The organism is Halobacillus rhizosphaerae (genome assembly GCF_046719735.1).
Taxonomy (GTDB): Bacteria; Bacillota; Bacilli; order Bacillales; family Halobacillaceae; genus Halobacillus_B; species Halobacillus_B rhizosphaerae.
This window is the reverse complement of the sequence record NZ_JAUTWQ010000002.1, coordinates 1-20,191: the sequence shown is the minus strand read 5'-3', so window position 1 is coordinate 20,191 and position 20,191 is coordinate 1. Positions and strand designations below refer to the sequence as shown.

Below are 20,191 nucleotides of genomic sequence, written 5' to 3'. Positions count from 1 at the left end.
CATCAAATGAAGAGTTTGATCCGGCCCTCTTCATTTGATGATTTTTTCGGGAAAGAGCAGACTGCTAAGCAAGGAGTGAGGGAAAAATGGATTACGTAATAGAGATGCTGAATATCAGAAAAGAATTTCCAGGTATCGTAGCAAATGATAATATTACGCTGCAAGTAAAAAAAGGAGAAATCCATGCCCTGTTAGGTGAAAATGGTGCAGGGAAGTCTACCTTAATGAATGTTTTATTTGGTCTCTACCAGCCGGAACGAGGCGAGATAAAAGTTAATGGCAAAAAAGTAAATATTACAGACCCTAACGTAGCAAATGATTTAGGTATTGGAATGGTTCACCAGCACTTTATGCTGGTAGATACATTTACTGTTACGGAAAATATTGTTTTAGGCAGCGAACCTAGAAAAGCAGGAAGAGTAGATCTAAAGAAAGCAGAAAAAGAAGTTCAAGAGCTTTCTGAACGCTACGGTTTAAATGTCGATCCAAAAGCTAAAATCCGCGATATTTCAGTAGGTATGGAACAGCGGGTGGAAATCTTAAAAACTCTTTACCGCGGTGCGGAAATTCTTATATTTGATGAACCTACCGCTGTATTAACTCCTCAAGAAATTAAAGAATTAATAGAAATTATGCAAGGGTTAGTAAGAGAAGGAAAATCGATTATTTTGATCACTCACAAGCTTAAAGAAATCATGCAGGTTTGTGATCGCTGTACCGTCATTAGGAAAGGTGAAGGAATCGGAACAGTGGATGTAAAAGACACCAATCCAACTGAACTTGCTTCCTTAATGGTAGGAAGAGAAGTGAATTTCTCTACGGAGAAAACACCTGCACAGCCTAAGGAAACTTACTTATCTATAAAAGATCTTCGCGTGAAGGATGTTCGCGGCGTGGAAATGGTGAAAGGATTAAACTTGGATGTTCGCAGCGGAGAGATTGTAGGAATTGCCGGTGTGGATGGGAATGGACAAACAGAGTTAATCGAAGCCATTACCGGGCTTAGAAAAAGCGAGTCTGGAAGCGTGAATTTAAGAGAAAACGTAATTACGAATTTAAATCCTCGTAAAGTAACGAAGTCTGGAGTATCCCACATACCTCAAGACCGTCACAAATTTGGTCTTGTTCTGGATTTTCCCATTGGTGAAAATATGGTCTTGCAAAGCTATAAAGACAAACCTTTTTCAAAGAATGGTGTGCTAAGCTACAAAAATATTTATAAGAAGGCCAAAGAGCTGATTGCAGAATACGATGTGCGGACTCCAGATGAATTTACAAAAGCCCGTGCACTGTCTGGCGGGAATCAGCAAAAAGCTATTATCGGCCGGGAAATTGACCGGTCTCCGGATTTAATCATCGCAGCACAGCCTACACGCGGACTCGACGTTGGTGCAATCGAATTCATTCATAGTAAGCTGATCGAGGAACGGGATAAAGGCAGAGCTGTCCTTCTGATTTCCTTTGAACTGGATGAAATTATGAATTTAAGCGACCGCATTGCGGTCATGTTTGATGGTCAAATAGTGGCCGAGAAAAAGCCTGAAGAAACGGATGAGCAGGAATTAGGCCTTCTAATGGCTGGAAACTCAAAAGAGAAGGCGGGGGAACAATAGTATGTTTTCGAATCGTACTGTGAACATTCTAATACCGATTATATCGGTAATATTAGGCCTGCTTTCTGGAGCAATTATTATGCTCGCTTTTGGCTATAATCCAGTTGCAGGCTATGCAGCTTTATGGAATGGAGCTTTTGGAGACTTATATTTCTTTGGGGAAACCTTAAGACAGGTGACTCCGTATATTCTCTCAGGTCTTGCGGTTGGGTTTGCTCTTCGCTCAGGCCTTTTGAATATAGGTGTTGAAGGTCAAGTGTTCGTTGGATGGCTGGCTTCGGTCTGGGTGGGGACTTCGTTTGATCTCCCGATGATTATACATCTTCCGCTCGCCATTCTTGCCGGTGCTTTAGCTGGTGCTTTCTGGGGATTCATTCCCGGTATTTTAAAGGCTAAACTTGGGGTCCATGAAGTAATTGTGACTATCATGATGAACTATATTGCTCTTTATTCCTCAAATGAGATTGTTCGAAACGTAATTACCGACGGAGAAGATCAAACAGAGCATGTTAAAGCCTCTGCTTCACTTGCCTCAGACTGGCTGGCAGGATTAACTTTTTATTCCCGTCTTCATTATGGAATCCTAATTGCTTTATTTATTGCTGTAGTAATGTGGTTTATTTTAAATAAAACCACACTTGGATTTGAACTGAGGTCCGTTGGTTTCAACCAGAATGCTTCTCGTTATGCGGGGATGAGTGTCAGCCGTAATATAATTCTCGCTATGGTCATCTCTGGTGCATTTGCTGGTCTGGCTGGAACAATGGAAGGTTTAGGGACGTTTGGTTATATGTCTGTTAAATCTGGATTTACAAATATTGGGTTTGATGGAATCGCTGTTGCCCTCCTAGGTGCTAATACAGCTGTCGGAGTGGTATTAGCTGCATTCTTGTTTGGTACATTGAAAATTGGAGCATTAAATATGCCGACAGAAGCTGGGGTTCCGACAGAACTTGTAGAAATAGTGATTGCCTTAATTATTTTCTTTGTAGCTTCAAGTTATATTATTCGCTGGGCTATTTTAAGGTTTAAAAAGGAGGGGAAATAAATGAGTTTTTTTGAAATATTGCAATCGATCATTCCACAGGCAGTTTTCTTTGCCTCCCCTCTGATTTTTACAGCACTTGGAGGAGTATTCAGTGAGAGGTCAGGAGTCATTAATATTGGTCTTGAAGGCTTAATGATCATGGGAGCTTTCGTGGGAGTTGTATTTAACTTGGCTTTTTATGACACGTTTGGTGCAATGACCCCTTGGATTTCAATTATCGCTGCAATGATTATTTCAGCTTTATTTGCTTTAATACACGCCGTTGCTTCCATTACATTTCGTGCGGATCAAGTAGTCAGTGGTGTGGCCATTAACTTTCTTGCCCTCGGGATTGGTCTTTTCTTAACGAAGCAATGGTATGATAAAGGACAGACGGCGATGGTAGAGCGTCCGTTCTATACAACTGATATTCCAGGTCTCAGCAAAATCCCTGTACTAGGAGATCTGTTCTTTTCCAATATGTATTTAACTTCGTATTTAGCTATCGCCATGGCGTTTCTAGTTTGGTTTATTATATTCAAGACTCCATTTGGCTTGCGCCTGCGATCAGTAGGTGAACACCCAATGGCAGCTGATACGAATGGGATCAACGTTTACGGAATGCGTTATACCGCTGTTATGATTTCTGGAGCACTTGGGGGTCTGGGTGGATCGGTTTATGCGCTTACCATTGCCTTAAACTTTTCCCATGCGACGATTGTCGGTCAGGGATTTATGTCGCTTGCGGCTGTTATCTTTGGCAAGTGGCACCCGCTTGGTGCGTTGGGAGCTGCCTTATTCTTCGGGTTTGCTCAGAGCTTGAGTATTGTAGGCCCAAGTATTCCGGTATTATCCGAAGTTCCATCCGTTTTCTTATTGATTGCACCTTATGTACTAACTATACTTGCGTTGGCCGGATTTATCGGCAGGGCAGAAGCTCCTAAAGCGCTTGGTGAACCTTATATAAAAGGAAATCGTTAATAATTAAGCCCGGTGCACAAGTACCGGGCTTAATTTTTTACTTTTTTAATCATATACCTTAGCATAGGACTTAGCTTCAAAATGGATGAATAATAGTAAGAAAGAACATAATATACAGAGAAACAAGGAGGATGAAAAAATGAAAATTACCGAAGAAATCGTCAAAGAAAAAACAGGTTATCGGTTACATATTTTACCAAGTAAAAAATACAAAACCATCTCAATGGTTGCAAAGTTCAAGCGGCCATTGATGCGAGAGGGCATTTCCGAAAGGGCCCTCCTTCCCCACGTACTTCAAAAGGCAACGAACAACCATCCTAATAGACGTTCGCTGCAATCTGCTTTTGAATATTTGTATGGGACTGCATTTGCAAGTGACGGGGCAAAGAAAGGCGAGAATCATGTTTTAAGTTTTCGGATGGACGTCGTTAATGAAGCTTATTTAAATGATAACGAACCGATTCTGGAGAAAGCTTTTCAGCTCTTTAAGGAAGTATTATTTGAACCAAAAGTAATTGATTCAGGATTTGACGGGGAAATTGTAAGCAGGGAAAAACAAACACTTGAACAAAAAATTACTTCGATTAAAGATGACAAGATGGCGTATGCGAACATGCGGTTAATTGATCAAATGTGTAAAGATGAACCCTATTCTCTACATGTTCATGGTTATTTAGAAGATTTCGATGTCATCACGCCTGAAAGTTTATATCAATATTACCAGGATATGATTTCGAACGACATTCTGGATGTGTATGTTACGGGTGATGTGGATCCTGCGGCTATTGAAGAGCTGACAGACCAATACTTACAACGCCCGGTTCAAAGTAATCATAAGCAACAGGAAGATAAAATTTCGGCTCATCCGAAAGTAGAGAAAGTCAAAGACATCGTTGAGAAAGAAGAAGTGAATCAAGGGAAATTGCACATAGGCTACAGGACGTACACTAAATTTGGGGATGATGATTATTATGCCCTGCAGATATTTAATGGTCTGTTTGGCGGATTTCCAAGTTCTAAGTTATTTATGAATGTCCGTGAAAAGCACAGTCTTGCCTATTACGCGGCTTCCCGGTTTGAGAGCCATAAGGGTCTTCTGCTCGTATTCAGCGGGATTGACCCGAAAGACTTTGACCAGGCAAAGTCCATCATTCTTGAACAGATGGAAGCAATGAAGCAAGGGGATTTCACAGAAGAGCAAGTAAGTGAGACTAAAGAACAGGTAATTAATCAGCTGCAGGAAACGATGGATAATGCAAGCGGTTTAATCGAGATTCTTTATCATCAAATGCTATCCGGGGCAGAAATGCCGGCGGAACAGCTTATTGCTAACATTCGTAAAGTGACAAAGCAGGACGTTGTAGAAATGGCAAATAAGATTCAATTAGATACAGTGTACTTCTTAACAAGTAATAAAGGTGGGGAATAAGTATGGAAGAACTGGTGTATCAACAGCTGAATGAGAAAATCTATCAAGAGACAATGGATAATGGCTTGCAGGTTTTTTTACTGGCTAAACCTGAAATGGCAAAAACATTTGGAATTTTTTCTACGAATTACGGATCTATAGATCAAACCTTCACACCGATTGGTAAATCCGATAAAGTTACGGTCCCGGAAGGAATTGCTCATTTTCTAGAGCACAAACTGTTTGAAAAAGAAGATCGTGATGTTTTTCAAGACTTTACTAAATTAGGTGCATCGGCCAATGCCTTTACATCCTTTACAAAAACGGCTTACTTATTTTCAGCTACGAGTCAAATTGAAAAGAATATAGAGACATTAGTTAACTTTGTTCAAGATCCGTATTTTTCTGAAAAATCGGTAGAAAAAGAAAAAGGAATCATTGCTCAGGAAATCCGGATGTATGATGACCAGCCAGACTGGAGAGCATTCTTTGGCACCATTCAAAGCTTGTATCACGAACATCCAGTTAAAGTGGATATTGCAGGGACGGTTGACTCCATACAGAATATTACCAAAGATGATCTCTACACTTGTTATGAAACGTTTTATCATCCATCCAACATGTCTTTATTTATAGCAGGGAATATTGATCCGGAAGCGATCATGAAACAGGTGCGGGAGAATCAGGCTGGCAAATCCTTTCCACAGGCTCCGGAAATTAATCGATCTTATCCTGAAGAGCCGGCAGCAGTCGCTGAAAAGGAAAGCTCTATTACCATGCCTGTGACAACTGCTAAATGCATGGTCGGGGTAAAAGAGAACGTATTAGATCTTTCCGGAAAAGAATTGATTCGAGCAGAATTACTTTCCGATATGATTCTTGATTTTTATTTCTCCAAAAGTGGAGCATTTTACGAAGAGCTTTATAAAAATGACCTGATTGATGACAGTTTTCAATATGAAACCGAGCTGGATCGACAATTTGGCTTTACCATTTTAGGTGGAGATTCAAGGAAACCAGATAAGTTAGCAAAACGAGTAAAAGAAATGCTGCATGAATTAAAAACTAAAAGTATTCCTGAAGAAGATTTCACGCGAATGAAAAGGAAAAAGATTGGTCAGTTTATGAGAGCATTAAATTCTTTAGAGTTTATTGCTAATCAATTTGTCCACTACCATAATTTAGGGTTCGACCTATTTGATGTACTGCCTGAAATTGAATCTTTGACCACGAAGGATGCAGAAGAATACTTGCAGCATTGGATTAAAGAAGAAACCATTTCTGTATTTCAGGTAAAGCCTCAGGGAAATGAGTAAACGATGCTTAATTATTGGCGCAAGCGGCGACATTGGTGCCGCTTGCGCACGTGAGCTTATAGAAGATGGATACTCTGTCTACCTTCACTATTTTTCTAATGAAAGCATCATTACTCAGCTAAAGCAGGAAATCCCTGCATCCCAATGGATAGGGGCAAGTCAGGCAGATTTAGCTTCCGATGGCGGAGTCGCTTCCTTTATTAATAAGATTGATCCTCAATGGGACGCTGTGGTCTTTGCAGGCGGTCATCACTGGCGCGGTCTTTTTCAGGAAATGACTCCTGAAGATATGGATCACTTATATTACCTGCATATGAAGGCTCCTTGGCTGATTGCGAAACATGTACTGCCGGAGATGATTTCTAGAAAACAAGGGCAAATGGTCATAGTATCTTCAATTTGGGGAGAAGAAGGGGCAAGTTTGGAAGCCGCCTATAGTGCCGTTAAGGGTGCGCAAATCAGCTTTGTTAAAGGTTTAGCCAAAGAGGTTGCTCCTAGTGGAATCCGAATTAATGCGATCACCCCGGGGTTGATCTCCTCCAAGATGAACGCCGATCTGTCTAAGGAGGAAATTGCAGAGCTTGAAGATGAGATTCCACTTGGCCGGGCAGGTACTTGTAAAGAAGCTGCCCAATCGGTAGCATTTTTATTGAGTGAAAAGGCATCTTACATTACCGGTCACATTCTAAAGGTAAATGGCGGCTGGAATTAATAGAAGTGATGTATAAAATATTCTCTGCCTCCTCATACTAATCAAGATTAATCTTCAGAAGGAGGTAACAAAGATGTCTGTTTTAGACAATTTTGATTCTTGGAAGGATTTTCTTGGAGATCGTTTACATCAAGCCGAAGGTCAAGGTATGGGCGACCACGCTGTTTCAGATCTTGCATTTGAAATCGGAAACTACTTAGCTACTCAAGTAGATGCCAAAAATGATCAGGAAGCTGTGCTGCGTGAACTTTGGAATGTTGCAGATGATAAGGAACAGCACGCAATCGCTAATATGATGGTGAAACTGGTCCAAAACGAAGGCAACCAAGCCTAATTCGACAAAAAACCGCACATGAAAAATTGTGCGGTTTTTTATGTGAATTTCTCATGTTTACCATTTCCCTCCTTTCCTTAACTATAAAAATCATTTATGATAGTAAGAGAAGTCAAATGTGAACTGCACACAGTTCTACAAATTATGACATTTTCCCCGAGGAGCGGTGTCATGGAAAAAAAAGAATGGTATTTAGAATACGAAATACAATATAATCGTCCAGGATTACTCGGAGATATCTCTTCGCTGCTGGGCATGATGGCTATTAATATCGTCACCATTAATGGGGTGGAGAATTCCCATCGAGGCATGCTGCTGTTATGTAAAGATGACGAGCAGATCACCCGGCTGAAATCTATATTGAATACGATGGACACCATAAGAATTACGAAACTGAGAAGACCGAAGCTGAGGGACCGTCTGGCGGTAAGACATGGAAGGTATATACATAGCGATGTAGATGACCGCAAGACTTTCCGTTTCAACCGTGAAGACTTGGGACTGCTTGTTGATTTCATGGCTGAACTATTCATGAAAGAAGGCCATAAATTAGTAGGGATTCGCGGAATGCCGCGGGTAGGTAAAACGGAATCAGTAGTGGCTTCTAGTGTGTGTGCGAACAAACGGTGGCTGTTTGTCTCAAGTACTTTATTGAAACAAACCGTTCGGGATAAATTAATTGAAGAAGAATACAATGAAGATAATCTTTATATTATTGATGGTATCGTCTCAGCAAGAAGAGCGAGTGAGCAGCATTGGCAATTAGTTCGTGAAATTATGAGGCTTCCGGCAACGAAGGTCATTGAACATCCTGATATTTTCGTTCAGGAAACCGAATATAAAATGGACGATTTCGACTATATTATTGAGTTAAGAAATAATGATGATGAAGTAATAACCTATGAAACGGTGGAAAAACCAGGCATGACCATGGACGATGGGTTTTCCATGTTTGATTTTTAAGATAATGGATGGTGTTTGGAGATGGATATAGATATTGGATCACGTTTAAAGGAAGCACGGGAATCGAAAAGTATGACACTTGAACAGGTGCAGGATATAACAAAGATTCAAAAACGGTATTTGCAGGCGATAGAAAACAATGAATTCAAAGTGCTGCCGGGAAAATTTTACACCCGGGCCTTTATTCGTGAATACGCTTCTGCTGTCGGTCTGGATCCGGAAGTGATTATGGAGGAACATCGCAGTGAAATCCCGGAGTTTGATGATGAAAGTGTTGTAAATTACAGCCGGGTGCAGAAATCCCGCAATGAATCTTCTGGGAAGTCTTCAGGACTGTCCAGAATGTTTCCTACGATCATTACCATTGTACTGATTATCTTTCTTCTGTTTGTAGCTTATATCTTTATTACCCAAATGAATGATGGAAGTAAGGATAATCAGCCTGCTTCTTCTAATGAAAATGAAGTAAGCGTGCCGGATTCAAAGGATCAAGGAAAAGATAAATCTGAGACAGACGGGTCTTCTGATTCCGCTAAAAAAGATGATGACAGCTCGAAGGATTCTGGTTCCGGCAACTCTGCTGATGAAAAGGCAAATCAGGATAAGCAGGATGAGAATAAAAAGGAAGAACAGTCAAAACCTGAAGTGAAATTGACCCAGAAAGGCACAGGCAGCTTTCCAGAGCATACGTTTAATGTTACGGGAGCTGATCAGCCCAGTTTAACCATTGATATTACTGGGAAGACGTATTTAGAAGTTCGTGCATCAAAAGGAGGAGAAAACCTAACGCCTCCAAAGAATTATACGCAAGCAGATTCACCAATAAAAATAGACGTTAAAGACCGCAAACAAGTCTATGTAAAGATCGGTTCTGCTCCATCTGTAGAAGTTAAAATCAATGGACAGCAGGTTAATTATCCGATTGATGCCAAGCAGCTGGTCACTCAGAAATTTTTATTTAATTTTAAGTAAGGGTTTGAATTCAGGCTGTCCTTTGGAAGAATAGATAAGACGAGTGGACATGCCGTTCACCATCTATTCTATAGGACAGCTTTTATGTTGGAGTGTAGGAGAGTGTAGAGATGAATTTACCGAATAAGATTACGTTATCGAGAATATTTTTAATCCCGGTTTTTATTGTACTTATGAGTGTTCCCTTTCATTGGGGCTCTTTTGATATGGGCGGTCATGAACTACCTGTTGCCCACCTGGCTGGTGCATTGTTGTTTATTATCGCTTCCACGACAGATTGGATTGATGGGTATATTGCCAGAAAATATAACCTTGTCACTAATCTAGGTAAATTTCTTGATCCTTTAGCGGATAAACTGTTGGTAAGTGCTGCTCTTATTCTGCTTGTAGAGATTAACCTAGCACCTGCATGGATTGTGATTGCTATCATCAGTCGTGAATTTGCAGTGACTGGTTTGAGATTGGTTGCCGCTGGGGAAGGAACTGTTCTAGCTGCAAGTCAAATGGGTAAGTTGAAAACGTGGATCCAGATTATCGCGATTTCTCTTTTACTTCTGCATAATTGGCCGTTAGCCTATGCCGGTTTTCCATTAGGAATGATTGCTTTATATGCAGCGCTCATCATTACCGTTGTATCCGGTTATGATTACTTCGCGAAAAATTGGCATGTTATGAGAGATTCGAAATGAAGGCAGAAATTGTTGCAGTTGGGACAGAACTGCTGCTAGGACAGATTGCAAACACCAATGCTCAGTGGATTTCTCAGCAGCTTGCTTCCTATGGAGTTCCCGTATATTTTCATACAGTAGTCGGCGATAACATGAGCCGGGTGAAACATACGTTTCAAACAGCTAGCAGCCGTTCGGACCTTGTCATTATTACTGGTGGACTGGGTCCTACTGAGGATGATATGACGAGAGAAGCAGCTCAAACACTTCTTAAGCAGGAACTTATAGAACACCAGGAATCAATGGCCAAGATTGAACAATATTATTTGCGCAATGACAGGGAAATGACCGTGAATAACCGTAAGCAGTCCAGGGTATTTAAAAACGCTAAAGTCTTACCCAACACTGAAGGAATGGCACCAGGACAAATTGTGGAAGAGGACGATTGTTTGTGGGTTTTCCTTCCGGGTGTACCCTCAGAGATGAAAGTTCTTATGGATCAGCATGTTTTACCATATATTAAAACAACCTTTCAGCTTCATTCACAAATTAAATCAGAAATGCTTCGTTTTATAGGGATTGGAGAATCCACTCTTGAACATCAGTTAAGCGATTTGATAGCAGAACAGTCCAATCCTACAATTGCGCCTCTAGCCAGTGAAGGGGAAGTGGCACTTCGTCTGACAGCTGCTGGAAATTCTGATGAAGAAGTTCATCGTCTGATTGATACGAAGAAGCAGCAGATTCTCAGCCGTGCAGGTGAATATTATTATGGAAGCGATGAGATTACAATCGAAGAGAAAGTACGTGATCTCTTGAAAGAGAAAGAGTTAACTATCGGTGCTGCAGAGAGCTTAACAGGCGGGTTGTTTATGGAGCGGCTGATTTCCTTTCAAGGCGCCTCATCTGTTTGTAAAGGAAGTCTAGTAGCCTATACTCCTGAAGCAAAAGAGAAAGTGATCGAAGTCCCGCGGTTTATTATTAACGATTTTGGAACAATCAGCGAAGAGTGTGCGGAAATAATGGCGCTGAATGCGCAGCGGATTCTAGACACGGATCTTGCCATCAGCTTTACGGGAGCAGCTGGCCCCGACGCCAGTGAAGGACACGCCCCGGGGATCGTATATATAGGAATTCAATCCTGTAATGAGCCGCCTGAAGTACATCAATTTCATTTTGACGGAAGCAGAAATAAGATCCGGCATCGTACGGTCAAAAAAGGATTTGAATTGTTATACCATCATTTAAAAAATAAATAATCGATACCTTCTTGTATGCAGTTCTTTCAAATTCTTTATATTGAAAAAGAAAAGCTGCATACATTTTCATTTTAAAAAAAGGGAACGTTTATTCGCTTTTTAGTTGTTAAACGAAGTAAAACAAGTTATGATAAGAATAGAAATATTGAGAGGGGTATATTATGAGTGATCGTAAGCAAGCGCTAGATATGGCATTAAGACAAATTGAAAAACAATTCGGTAAAGGTTCAATTATGAAGCTTGGAGAATCTGCGGAGCACAAAGTGAATACCGTTCCAAGTGGATCACTTGCCCTTGACGTTGCTCTTGGAGTAGGTGGATATCCACGAGGTAGAATCGTTGAAATATATGGACCGGAGTCTTCTGGTAAAACAACTGTGGCTTTGCATGCTATTGCGGAAGCCCAGCGTCAGGGCGGTCAGGCAGCATTTATTGATGCTGAGCATGCGCTGGATCCTGCGTACGCGCGAAATCTAGGAGTAAATATTGATGAATTGCTGCTTTCTCAACCGGATACTGGCGAACAGGCGCTGGAGATAGCTGAAGCCCTTGTGCGAAGCGGTGCTGTAGACATGGTAGTTATTGACTCGGTAGCTGCTCTTGTGCCTAAAGCAGAAATTGAAGGCGAAATGGGAGATGCTCATGTAGGTTTGCAGGCACGTTTAATGTCTCAGGCTTTACGTAAACTTTCAGGCGCTATTAATAAGTCCAAAACAACGGCAGTTTTCATTAATCAGATTCGTGAAAAAGTCGGCGTTATGTTTGGTAGTCCGGAAACAACTCCAGGCGGTCGTGCCCTTAAGTTCTATTCCACTATACGTCTAGAGGTGCGCCGTGCGGAAACTCTCAAACAAGGAAATGAAATGGTCGGTAATAAAACACGCTTAAAAGTTGTAAAGAATAAAGTAGCTCCTCCCTTTAAACAAGCAGAAGTGGATATTATGTACGGTCAGGGAATTTCCAGAGAAGGAGAGCTGCTTGATATCGGTTCAGAGCTTGATTTGATTCAAAAGAGCGGATCCTGGTATTCTTATAAAGACGAGCGATTGGGACAAGGCCGGGAAAATGCTAAACAATTCCTTAAAGAAAACGAACAAATCTATTATGAAGTAAAACAGTTGGTCCGAGATCATTACGGCATGGAAGAAAAACCTGAAGAAGAGGCAGATAAAAGTGATGAAAGCCAGGAATCGTTAGACTTTTAAACTATGAAAAGCAGTGCCGTCGCAACGGACACTGCTTTTTTTGAACCATAAAAAGACAGACAGTTTTTAATATTCCATTTAATCAGGGCCTGAATTTGACGATTCCTTGACATTACTTACCTTCAGGAATAAAATGAGAGTGTATCATTTTCATCTTTATACCCTTATTTAATGAAATGAAATTGAAAATGAATCGTTTGTACATGCCGGCAAACGGACCAAGTTCATAGCAAGAGGAGGTGAAATTATGGATATGATATCCTCGCTCATCTTCATTTTGCTTGCCCTTATCGTCGGTTCTGTTGTTGGTTATCTTATTCGGAAATCGATTGCGGAGGCTAAAATCTCCAGTGCAGAAGACCTCGCTAAACAAATTGTGGAGGAAGGTCGACGCAATGCGGAATCAGCTAAGAAGGAATCTCTTCTCGAAGCGAAAGAAGAGAACCAGTCTTTTCGCCAGGAAGCGGAAAATGAAATCCGCGAACGCCGCATGGAACTGCAGAAAACTGAAAATCGTTTAACACAGAAAGAAGAGAATCTTGATCGTAAAAGTGGCACGCTTGATCAGCGTGATCTATCACTTGAAAAGAAAGAAGGGACTCTTGCCGAGAGACAACAACAAATTGAAGAAATGGAAAGCAAAGTGAAAGCTATGCTTCAAGAACAGCAAGCCGAGCTTGAAAGAGTTTCCGGTTTGACATCAGATCAGGCGAAACAAATCATTCTAGAACGTGTGGAGCAAGAGGTGTCGCATGAGTCGGCGCTTATGATCAAAGAAGCAGAAAATCGCGCGAAAGAAGAAGCTGACAAGAAAGCGAAAAGCATTCTTTCACTTGCCTTGCAGCGCTGTGCTGCTGATCACGTTGCAGAAACAACAGTTTCTGTTGTCAATTTACCTAATGATGAGATGAAAGGTCGTATTATTGGTCGTGAAGGCCGTAATATTCGTACCCTAGAAACGTTAACAGGAATTGATCTTATTATTGATGATACCCCGGAAGCCGTTATACTTTCTGGATTTGATCCAATTCGTCGTGAAACTGCCCGAATGGCACTTGAGAAACTTGTTCAGGATGGCCGTATTCACCCAGCTCGTATAGAAGAAATGGTGGACAAGTCCAGACGGGAAGTTGATGACTATATTCGCGAGGTTGGAGAAGAAACCACCTTCGAAGTAGGAGTACATGGACTTCATCCTGACCTTGTTAAAATTCTCGGTCGTTTGAAATACCGTACTAGTTACGGTCAGAATGTGTTAAAGCATTCCACGGAAGTTGCTTACTTATCAGGTCTGCTAGCTGCAGAGTTAGGAGAAGACGAAACGTTAGCAAGACGTGCTGGTTTACTGCATGATATTGGTAAAGCCATTGACCACGAAGTGGAAGGAAGTCACGTGGAAATCGGCAAGGAACTTGCTGCTAAGTATAAAGAGAATGAGACTGTTATTAATGCAATTGCTTCTCACCACGGTGATGAAGAGCCGACTTCTATCATTTCAGTACTAGTAGCTGCTGCTGACGCCTTGTCAGCCGCTCGTCCTGGTGCTCGGAGTGAAACTTTAGAAAACTACATTAAACGTCTTGAGAAGCTGGAGGAAATCTCTGAATCCTATGAAGGAGTTGAGAAATCCTTTGCTATACAGGCCGGAAGAGAAGTACGCATTATGGTTCGTCCTGATGAAATTGATGATCTTGAAGCTAAAAGATTGGCACGAGATATTAGAAATAGAATCGAGGGAGAGCTCGATTACCCCGGTCATATTAAAGTTACAGTCATTCGTGAAACACGATCTGTGGAATATGCTAAATAAACCGATGAAGCGGCCTTCTGGCCGCTTCATTGTTTTTTTGACAGCTTATGCTCATTGTGCAAAACTTATATAAGTTATACAAGAAAGGATACGATGTAATGAGAATATTATTTATTGGTGACGTTGTTGGTTCACCTGGAAGAGATATGGTAGATGAGTATCTTCCAAAATTAAAACAAAAGTATCAACCTGCTGTTACGATTATTAACGGTGAAAATGCAGCCTCAGGCAAGGGGATAACCGAGAAGATTTATCGCAGGTTTCTTGAGTTGGGAGCTCAAACGGTAACGCTTGGCAACCACGCGTGGGATAAAAAGGAAATTTTTGACTTCATTGATCATGCGGATTATTTAATTCGTCCGGCTAATTTCCCAGAAGGAACCCCGGGTAAAGGAATGACCTTTGTAAAGACTCCAAAAGCTGAAATAGCTGTCATCAACCTTCAAGGCAGAACATTTTTATCTCCTAATGATGATCCCTTCCGAAAAATTGATGAACTTATTGAAATAGCAAAAAAGCGGACGAATTTGATCTTCCTCGATTTTCATGCTGAAGCAACCAGCGAGAAACAAGCAATGGGGTGGTATGTCGACGGGCGTGTAAGTGTAAATGTCGGCACTCATACTCACACGCAAACAGCAGATGATCGCATCTTGCCTCAGGGTACAGGCTACATTTCTGATGTAGGCATGACTGGACCTTATGATGCCATCTTAGGTATGGAAAGGGAAGCAGTTTTAAAACGGTTCCTCACTAATCTGCCGGTACGTTTCGAAGTTCCAAAAAAGGGAAGAACACAATTAAGCGGATTTTTGGCAGATGTAGATGAACGGACCGGAAAAACAACAAAGGTAGAACGCATCCTCATCAATGATGATCATCCATTCTTTGGTTGATTGTTTGAATTTTTTGACAAATTCATTCATACTGAAAAGGTAATATTCTACATCTCCAGGAATATAGTAGTTATGGAACAACTATAGTGATTGAAGGAGGAGCTAGTAATGGATATATTAAAAGTATCAGCTAAATCCGTACCTAATTCAGTAGCAGGAGCCTTAGCCAATGTTATTAGGGAACATGGCACTGCAGAAGTTCAAGCGATCGGCGCTGGGGCTTTAAACCAGGCAGTGAAAGCGGTTGCGATCGCCCGGGGGTTTGTAGCACCGAGTGGATTGGATTTAATCTGCGTCCCTGCCTTTACAGATATTATGATTGATGAGGAAGAACGGACGGCAATAAAGTTAATTGTCGAGCCCCGTTAACGAAACGCTTTCATGAATCAAATATTCATTATATGCAGACGAGCCGTACTCTTTCCAGAGAGTACGGTTTTTTAGTGGTCATATGTCCGTTTGAGGTGGACGGCGTAAGTTGCGGTTTTTTAAATTAATGATAAAATGGTTATTGCATAAGGATATTTAATATAAGCAAAGCAATAGGAGTGTTCACTGTGAATGGAACTATGAATGCAATTGTCAAACACCACCGAGGCGCTGGAGCCGAACTTCAGGAAGTCTCCATTCCATCCATCAAGGATGATGAAGTACTGATTCGTGTTAAAGCAACCTCCATCTGTGGAACAGATGTTCATATTTATAATTGGGACGAGTGGTCGGCAAGCCGTGTGCAGCCGCCGTACGTATTCGGCCATGAATTTGCAGGAGAAATTGTGGAAACTGGCGAAAAAGTAGCCAATTTTAAAATTGGAGACTATGTGAGCGCAGAGACTCATCTCGTTTGCGGCCACTGCCCTCAATGTTTAACGGGACAGTTCCATATTTGTGAGAATACTAAAATAATTGGGGTTGATACGCAAGGATGTTTTGCGGAATATGTGGCCCTGCCTGAAAGCAATTTATGGAGAAATCCGCAAGATCTACCGACGGATATAGCTTCTATTCAAGAACCAATGGGAAATGCTGTCCATACAGTTTTAAACGGTGATGTTGCCGGGAAATCAGTAGCCATCATAGGGTGTGGACCGATTGGTTTAATGGCTGTAGGAGTTGCCAAAGCCGCTGGTGCTTCCCAGGTACTTGCTTTTGATCTGAATGACTATCGATTAGATCTTGCGAAAGAGATGGGGGCTACAGCTGTCTTTCATTCAGGAAAGGTAAATCCGGTGGAAGAGGCGCGAGCATTAACCAGCGGGCACGGAGTCGATGTGGTTTGTGAAATGAGTGGCCATCCAGTCGCCATGGACCAGGGATTTAAAATGATAACAAACGGGGGCAGAGTCTCTATTTTGAGTTTGCCAACAAAGCCGGTCACTCTGGATGTAACGAATGATATCGTCTTTAAAGGCGTTCAAGTCCAAGGGATTACCGGGAGAAAAATGTATGAAACGTGGCAGCAGGTTTCAAGGTTGCTGCACTCTGGTCAAGTCAATGTAAAGCCAATGATCACCCACCATTTATCATTGGAAGAATTTGAAAAGGGATTTGAATTAATGAATCAGGGAAAATGCGGTAAAGTAGTATTACATCCATAATAATTGTTAAGGAGGAGACGTATGAAAGGTTTTGAATATTTACAAGAGCAGCTAGATGATATGAAAGAAGAAGGAACATTTAGAAAACTAATTCCCCTTGAATCCCCACAAGGATCTAAAGTAACCATTAAAGGGAAAGAAGTAATCCAGCTTTCTTCTAATAATTACTTAGGATTGACTTCTCATCCGAAATTGAAGGAAGCGGCCGATCGAGCTAACGAAAAGTATGGTGTAGGAACGGGATCTGTACGTACAATTGCCGGAACTCTCTCCATGCATGAGGAATTTGAAGAAAAGCTTGCTGAATTTAAACATACAGAAGCTTCCCTGGTCTTTCAATCTGGATTTACGACCAATCAAGGAGTCCTATCTTCAATTCTTGGAAAGGAAGATGTGGTGATTTCAGATGAATTAAACCACGCTTCTATTATTGATGGGATTCGTCTAACAAAAGCCGACCGCAAAATATATAAACATGTGAATATGGCTTCTTTAGAAGAGGCGTTAAAAGAGAGTGGAGATTACCGCACTCGTCTAGTTGTTACGGATGGTGTATTTTCAATGGACGGAAATATTGCCCCGCTTCCAGAAATTGTCGAGCTGTGTGAGAAGTACAATGCCCTTGTAATGGTGGATGATGCCCATGCAAGCGGAGTACTTGGAGATAACGGCCGTGGTACGGTGAACCATTTTAATCTTGATGGACGCGTTCATATTCAAGTAGGAACTTTAAGTAAAGCAATCGGAGTGCTGGGTGGATATGTGGCCAGTACTAAAACCCTGCGTGAATATTTAATTCATAAAGGCCGTCCATTCTTATTTAGTACATCTCATCCGCCAGCAGTTACGGCCGCGAATGATGCAGCGATCGATGTTCTTCTTCAAGAACCAGAATTGATCGAAAAGCTATGGGCCAATACGAAATTCTTTAAAGATGGACTGAAATCATTAGGTTTTGATACAGGGATCAGTGAAACTCCTGTGACCCCTGTAATGATTGGTGACGATGCCTTAACTCACAAATTCTCCGATGAACTCTTTGAAGAAGGAGTATTTGCTCAAGGAATTGTCTTTCCGACCGTACAACGCGGGAAGGGTAGAATTCGAACCATTGTGACTGCTGAACATACCCAGGAAGAATTACAGGAGGCGTTAGACGCCTTTGAAAAAGTCGGAAAAAAATTAAATATTATTTAAGCTTTCTCCTGCCCCCTATGAAATCTCATAGGGGTCTATTATTGTATAAGGATCAGATCCAAGGAAAAATAGAGAGAAGCTGGTTCCGTTTTCTGGGTCTTATGACATAGTTTTGCCTCTTAAAAAGCGAGAGATTATAATAATATTCATAGAGCTCTTAAATTTCTCTTGATTAATTGATATAATAAGACAGTTAGAATGCTCTGCTTGAAAGGAGATTGCAATGAACGAAGAACAGCGAAAGCAAATGACCCAAATACGCCAGGTGGATCCAGCGGACGTAAAATCCGACCAGGACAATCTGGACCGTTTGAAAGAAAAAACAAGTGAAGACTTTACGAAATATTTTGAAACTACCTACCAGCCGCCTTCTCTTAGAAAAGCTCAGCGCCGCCGAAAAGAAGAGGTGAAGGTCCATTACGATTTCACCATACCTGAAGATCTGGACCAGGCGGGCAAGGGTAAGAAATATATGATCCGTACCTATGGCTGTCAAATGAATGAACATGATACAGAAGTCATGGCCGGTATTTTTGAAGAAATGGGCTATACCTCAACCGACAACACAAAAGAAGCAGACATTATTTTACTTAACACCTGTGCGATTCGCGAAAATGCAGAAAACAAAGTGTTTGGCGAGATCGGTCATCTGAAACCATTAAAAATGGAAAATCCTAATTTAATTATTGGGGTCTGTGGTTGTATGTCGCAGGAAGAATCTGTAGTGAACCGCATACTTAAAAAGCATCCATTTATAGATTTGATTTTCGGAACACATAATATTCACCGCCTTCCTCAGTTAGTGAAGGAAGCAATGTTTGGGAAAGAAATGGTGATCGATGTGTGGTCTAAAGAAGGCGACATTATTGAGAATCTCCCTCGCTCCCGTAATGGGAAAATTAAAGCGTGGGTAAACATTATGTATGGGTGTGATAAATTCTGTACGTATTGTATAGTCCCTTATACCAGAGGGAAAGAAAGAAGCCGCCTTCCAGAAGACATTATTCAGGAAGTCCGTCACTTGGCAGCTCAAGGGTATAAGGAAATTACCTTGCTTGGGCAGAACGTTAATGCCTATGGCAAAGATCTGGATATAAATTATGGATTAGGCGACTTAATGGATGAACTTCGCGGCGTAGATATTCCTCGGATTCGATTTACTACTTCCCATCCGCGTGATTTTGATGACCGCTTGATTGAAGTGCTTGCTAAAGGTGGAAACATGCTGGATCATATCCATCTGCCAGTGCAATCAGGAAATTCTGATGTATTAAAAATAATGGGCCGTAAATATTCCCGTGAACAGTATTTGAAGCTGGTAAGTAAAATTCGCAAAGCTATGCCAGAAGCTACGTTAACGACAGATATTATTGTCGGGTTCCCGAATGAAACGGAAGAACAATTCCAGGATACTTTATCTTTAGTAGAAGAAGTCGGCTTCGAAGCGGCGTATACATTTATTTATTCCGCAAGAGAGGGCACACCAGCTGCAAAGATGCAGGATAATGTTGCTATGGAAGAAAAGAAAGACCGTCTGCAGCGTTTGAATAAAATCGTCAATGCTCAATCGGCTGAAGCTATGCAGCAGTATGAAGGTGAAGTGGTAGAGGTCCTAGTTGAGGGAGAAAGCAAAAACAATCCCGACGTACTGGCTGGACATACGAAACGAAATAAATTAGTTAACTTTACCGGGCCGAAATCATCTATAGGCAGCATCGTCCAGGTAAAAATTAATAAAGCGAAGACTTGGTCTCTTGATGGAGAAATGGTCGAAGCGAAGGCAGAGGTGAAGTGAGTGGCTCAATACACACGTAAACAAATTGTTGACGAAGCCCATAAACTAGCTAAGATGATGGCGGATATTGAAGAAATTGACCGTTTTAAGCAGCTTGAAGCAAAGCTGAATGATAATAAAAAGGTTCAAGATTATATCAACCGGATTAAAGCCCTGCAAAAGCAAGCGGTAAACTTTCAGGCATATGGAAAAACAGAAGCTTTGCAGAAAGTAGAAAATGAAATTGACCGTTTACAGGAAGAATTGGATAGTATTCCTGTAGTGGCAGAATTTAAGGATTCCCAAATGGTGATTAATGATATTCTGCAAATGGTATCAAGTACTATCTCCAGAGAAGTGACAAATGAAGTTATTCGATCAACTGGAGGAGATGTACTAAAAGGAGAAACAGGTTCAAAAGTGGATAATAGCCCTTGTAATCACTGATTTTAACACTT

At 41.3% G+C, this 20,191-nt stretch carries 19 protein-coding genes; all 19 read left to right on the top strand.

Annotation, left to right across the window (positions count from 1 at the left end; translation table 11 throughout):
• The first annotated feature begins 86 nt into the window (after positions 1-86).
• Positions 87-1,613 carry an ABC transporter ATP-binding protein gene (locus Q7A53_RS04245; protein ID WP_411787882.1) on the top strand — a complete coding sequence of 509 codons (1,527 nt, stop codon included), beginning with the start codon at positions 87-89 and terminating at the stop codon, positions 1,611-1,613.
• A 1-nt stretch (position 1,614) separates the two neighbouring features.
• Complete coding sequence (locus tag Q7A53_RS04240; protein WP_411787881.1) at positions 1,615-2,661, top strand: ABC transporter permease; 1,047 nt, start codon at positions 1,615-1,617, stop codon at positions 2,659-2,661.
• On the top strand, positions 2,662-3,621 hold the full coding sequence (locus Q7A53_RS04235) for an ABC transporter permease (protein WP_411787880.1): 960 nt from the start codon (positions 2,662-2,664) through the stop codon (positions 3,619-3,621).
• Between the two features lie 139 nt (positions 3,622-3,760).
• A complete protein-coding gene (gene yfmF / locus Q7A53_RS04230; RefSeq protein WP_411787879.1) occupies positions 3,761-5,050 on the top strand; it encodes an EF-P 5-aminopentanol modification-associated protein YfmF in 1,290 nt (429 codons plus the stop codon).
• 2 nt (positions 5,051-5,052) lie between these two features.
• A complete protein-coding gene (yfmH, locus tag Q7A53_RS04225) occupies positions 5,053-6,345 on the top strand; it encodes an EF-P 5-aminopentanol modification-associated protein YfmH (RefSeq protein WP_411787878.1) in 1,293 nt (430 codons plus the stop codon).
• Positions 6,338-7,057, top strand: coding sequence for an elongation factor P 5-aminopentanone reductase (gene ymfI, locus Q7A53_RS04220; protein WP_411787877.1), 720 nt, complete (start codon positions 6,338-6,340; stop codon positions 7,055-7,057). The genes yfmH and ymfI overlap by 8 nt, the downstream gene beginning before the upstream one ends.
• A gap of 73 nt (positions 7,058-7,130) precedes the next feature.
• A complete protein-coding gene (locus tag Q7A53_RS04215) occupies positions 7,131-7,391 on the top strand; it encodes a DUF3243 domain-containing protein (RefSeq protein ID WP_411787876.1) in 261 nt (86 codons plus the stop codon).
• 171 nt (positions 7,392-7,562) lie between these two features.
• Entirely contained in the window at positions 7,563-8,354 is a 792-nt protein-coding gene (locus tag Q7A53_RS04210; RefSeq protein ID WP_411787875.1) for a DUF3388 domain-containing protein, read from the top strand.
• Positions 8,355-8,375: 21 nt separating this feature from the next.
• Complete coding sequence (locus tag Q7A53_RS04205; RefSeq protein WP_411787874.1) at positions 8,376-9,326, top strand: helix-turn-helix domain-containing protein; 951 nt, start codon at positions 8,376-8,378, stop codon at positions 9,324-9,326.
• A 110-nt stretch (positions 9,327-9,436) separates the two neighbouring features.
• A complete protein-coding gene (pgsA, locus tag Q7A53_RS04200) occupies positions 9,437-10,015 on the top strand; it encodes a CDP-diacylglycerol--glycerol-3-phosphate 3-phosphatidyltransferase (RefSeq protein ID WP_411787873.1) in 579 nt (192 codons plus the stop codon).
• On the top strand, positions 10,012-11,253 hold the full coding sequence (locus Q7A53_RS04195; protein ID WP_411787872.1) for a competence/damage-inducible protein A: 1,242 nt from the start codon (positions 10,012-10,014) through the stop codon (positions 11,251-11,253). The genes pgsA and Q7A53_RS04195 overlap by 4 nt, the downstream gene beginning before the upstream one ends.
• A 161-nt stretch (positions 11,254-11,414) precedes the next feature.
• Positions 11,415-12,458, top strand: coding sequence for a recombinase RecA (recA, locus tag Q7A53_RS04190; RefSeq protein ID WP_411787871.1), 1,044 nt, complete (start codon positions 11,415-11,417; stop codon positions 12,456-12,458).
• 247 nt (positions 12,459-12,705) lie between these two features.
• Entirely contained in the window at positions 12,706-14,268 is a 1,563-nt protein-coding gene (gene rny / locus Q7A53_RS04185) for a ribonuclease Y (protein ID WP_411787870.1), read from the top strand.
• A gap of 98 nt (positions 14,269-14,366) precedes the next feature.
• Positions 14,367-15,164 (top strand): TIGR00282 family metallophosphoesterase, encoded by a 798-nt coding sequence (locus Q7A53_RS04180; RefSeq protein ID WP_411787869.1) that lies wholly within the window; start codon positions 14,367-14,369, stop codon positions 15,162-15,164.
• Positions 15,165-15,272: 108 nt separating this feature from the next.
• Positions 15,273-15,533 carry a stage V sporulation protein S gene (locus Q7A53_RS04175; protein WP_411787868.1) on the top strand — a complete coding sequence of 87 codons (261 nt, stop codon included), beginning with the start codon at positions 15,273-15,275 and terminating at the stop codon, positions 15,531-15,533.
• Between the two features lie 188 nt (positions 15,534-15,721).
• Positions 15,722-16,762, top strand: a complete 1,041-nt coding sequence (gene tdh, locus Q7A53_RS04170; RefSeq protein ID WP_411787867.1) for an L-threonine 3-dehydrogenase — start codon at positions 15,722-15,724, stop codon at positions 16,760-16,762.
• A gap of 21 nt (positions 16,763-16,783) precedes the next feature.
• On the top strand, positions 16,784-17,959 hold the full coding sequence (locus tag Q7A53_RS04165) for a glycine C-acetyltransferase (protein ID WP_411787866.1): 1,176 nt from the start codon (positions 16,784-16,786) through the stop codon (positions 17,957-17,959).
• Between the two features lie 223 nt (positions 17,960-18,182).
• Entirely contained in the window at positions 18,183-19,754 is a 1,572-nt protein-coding gene (gene miaB / locus Q7A53_RS04160; RefSeq protein ID WP_411787865.1) for a tRNA (N6-isopentenyl adenosine(37)-C2)-methylthiotransferase MiaB, read from the top strand.
• Positions 19,755-20,180 carry a YlbF/YmcA family competence regulator gene (locus Q7A53_RS04155; protein ID WP_411787864.1) on the top strand — a complete coding sequence of 142 codons (426 nt, stop codon included), beginning with the start codon at positions 19,755-19,757 and terminating at the stop codon, positions 20,178-20,180.
• The last annotated feature ends 11 nt before the right edge of the window (positions 20,181-20,191 follow it).

What these genes read in the sequence shown, in the direction of transcription:
- Q7A53_RS04215 (WP_411787876.1), top strand. Translation starts at nt 7,131, where the DNA reads ATGTCTGTTTTAGACAATTTTGATTCTTGGAAGGATTTTCTTGGAGAT.
- Q7A53_RS04240 (WP_411787881.1), top strand. Translation starts at nt 1,615, where the DNA reads ATGTTTTCGAATCGTACTGTGAACATTCTAATACCGATTATATCGGTA.
- pgsA (WP_411787873.1), top strand. Translation starts at nt 9,437, where the DNA reads ATGAATTTACCGAATAAGATTACGTTATCGAGAATATTTTTAATCCCG.
- Q7A53_RS04210 (WP_411787875.1), top strand. Translation starts at nt 7,563, where the DNA reads ATGGAAAAAAAAGAATGGTATTTAGAATACGAAATACAATATAATCGT.
- Q7A53_RS04165 (WP_411787866.1), top strand. Translation starts at nt 16,784, where the DNA reads ATGAAAGGTTTTGAATATTTACAAGAGCAGCTAGATGATATGAAAGAA.
- Q7A53_RS04175 (WP_411787868.1), top strand. Translation starts at nt 15,273, where the DNA reads ATGGATATATTAAAAGTATCAGCTAAATCCGTACCTAATTCAGTAGCA.
- yfmF (WP_411787879.1), top strand. Translation starts at nt 3,761, where the DNA reads ATGAAAATTACCGAAGAAATCGTCAAAGAAAAAACAGGTTATCGGTTA.
- Q7A53_RS04195 (WP_411787872.1), top strand. Translation starts at nt 10,012, where the DNA reads ATGAAGGCAGAAATTGTTGCAGTTGGGACAGAACTGCTGCTAGGACAG.
- Q7A53_RS04235 (WP_411787880.1), top strand. Translation starts at nt 2,662, where the DNA reads ATGAGTTTTTTTGAAATATTGCAATCGATCATTCCACAGGCAGTTTTC.
- ymfI (WP_411787877.1), top strand. Translation starts at nt 6,338, where the DNA reads ATGAGTAAACGATGCTTAATTATTGGCGCAAGCGGCGACATTGGTGCC.
- Q7A53_RS04205 (WP_411787874.1), top strand. Translation starts at nt 8,376, where the DNA reads ATGGATATAGATATTGGATCACGTTTAAAGGAAGCACGGGAATCGAAA.
- Q7A53_RS04245 (WP_411787882.1), top strand. Translation starts at nt 87, where the DNA reads ATGGATTACGTAATAGAGATGCTGAATATCAGAAAAGAATTTCCAGGT.
- Q7A53_RS04180 (WP_411787869.1), top strand. Translation starts at nt 14,367, where the DNA reads ATGAGAATATTATTTATTGGTGACGTTGTTGGTTCACCTGGAAGAGAT.
- miaB (WP_411787865.1), top strand. Translation starts at nt 18,183, where the DNA reads ATGAACGAAGAACAGCGAAAGCAAATGACCCAAATACGCCAGGTGGAT.
- yfmH (WP_411787878.1), top strand. Translation starts at nt 5,053, where the DNA reads ATGGAAGAACTGGTGTATCAACAGCTGAATGAGAAAATCTATCAAGAG.
- rny (WP_411787870.1), top strand. Translation starts at nt 12,706, where the DNA reads ATGGATATGATATCCTCGCTCATCTTCATTTTGCTTGCCCTTATCGTC.
- recA (WP_411787871.1), top strand. Translation starts at nt 11,415, where the DNA reads ATGAGTGATCGTAAGCAAGCGCTAGATATGGCATTAAGACAAATTGAA.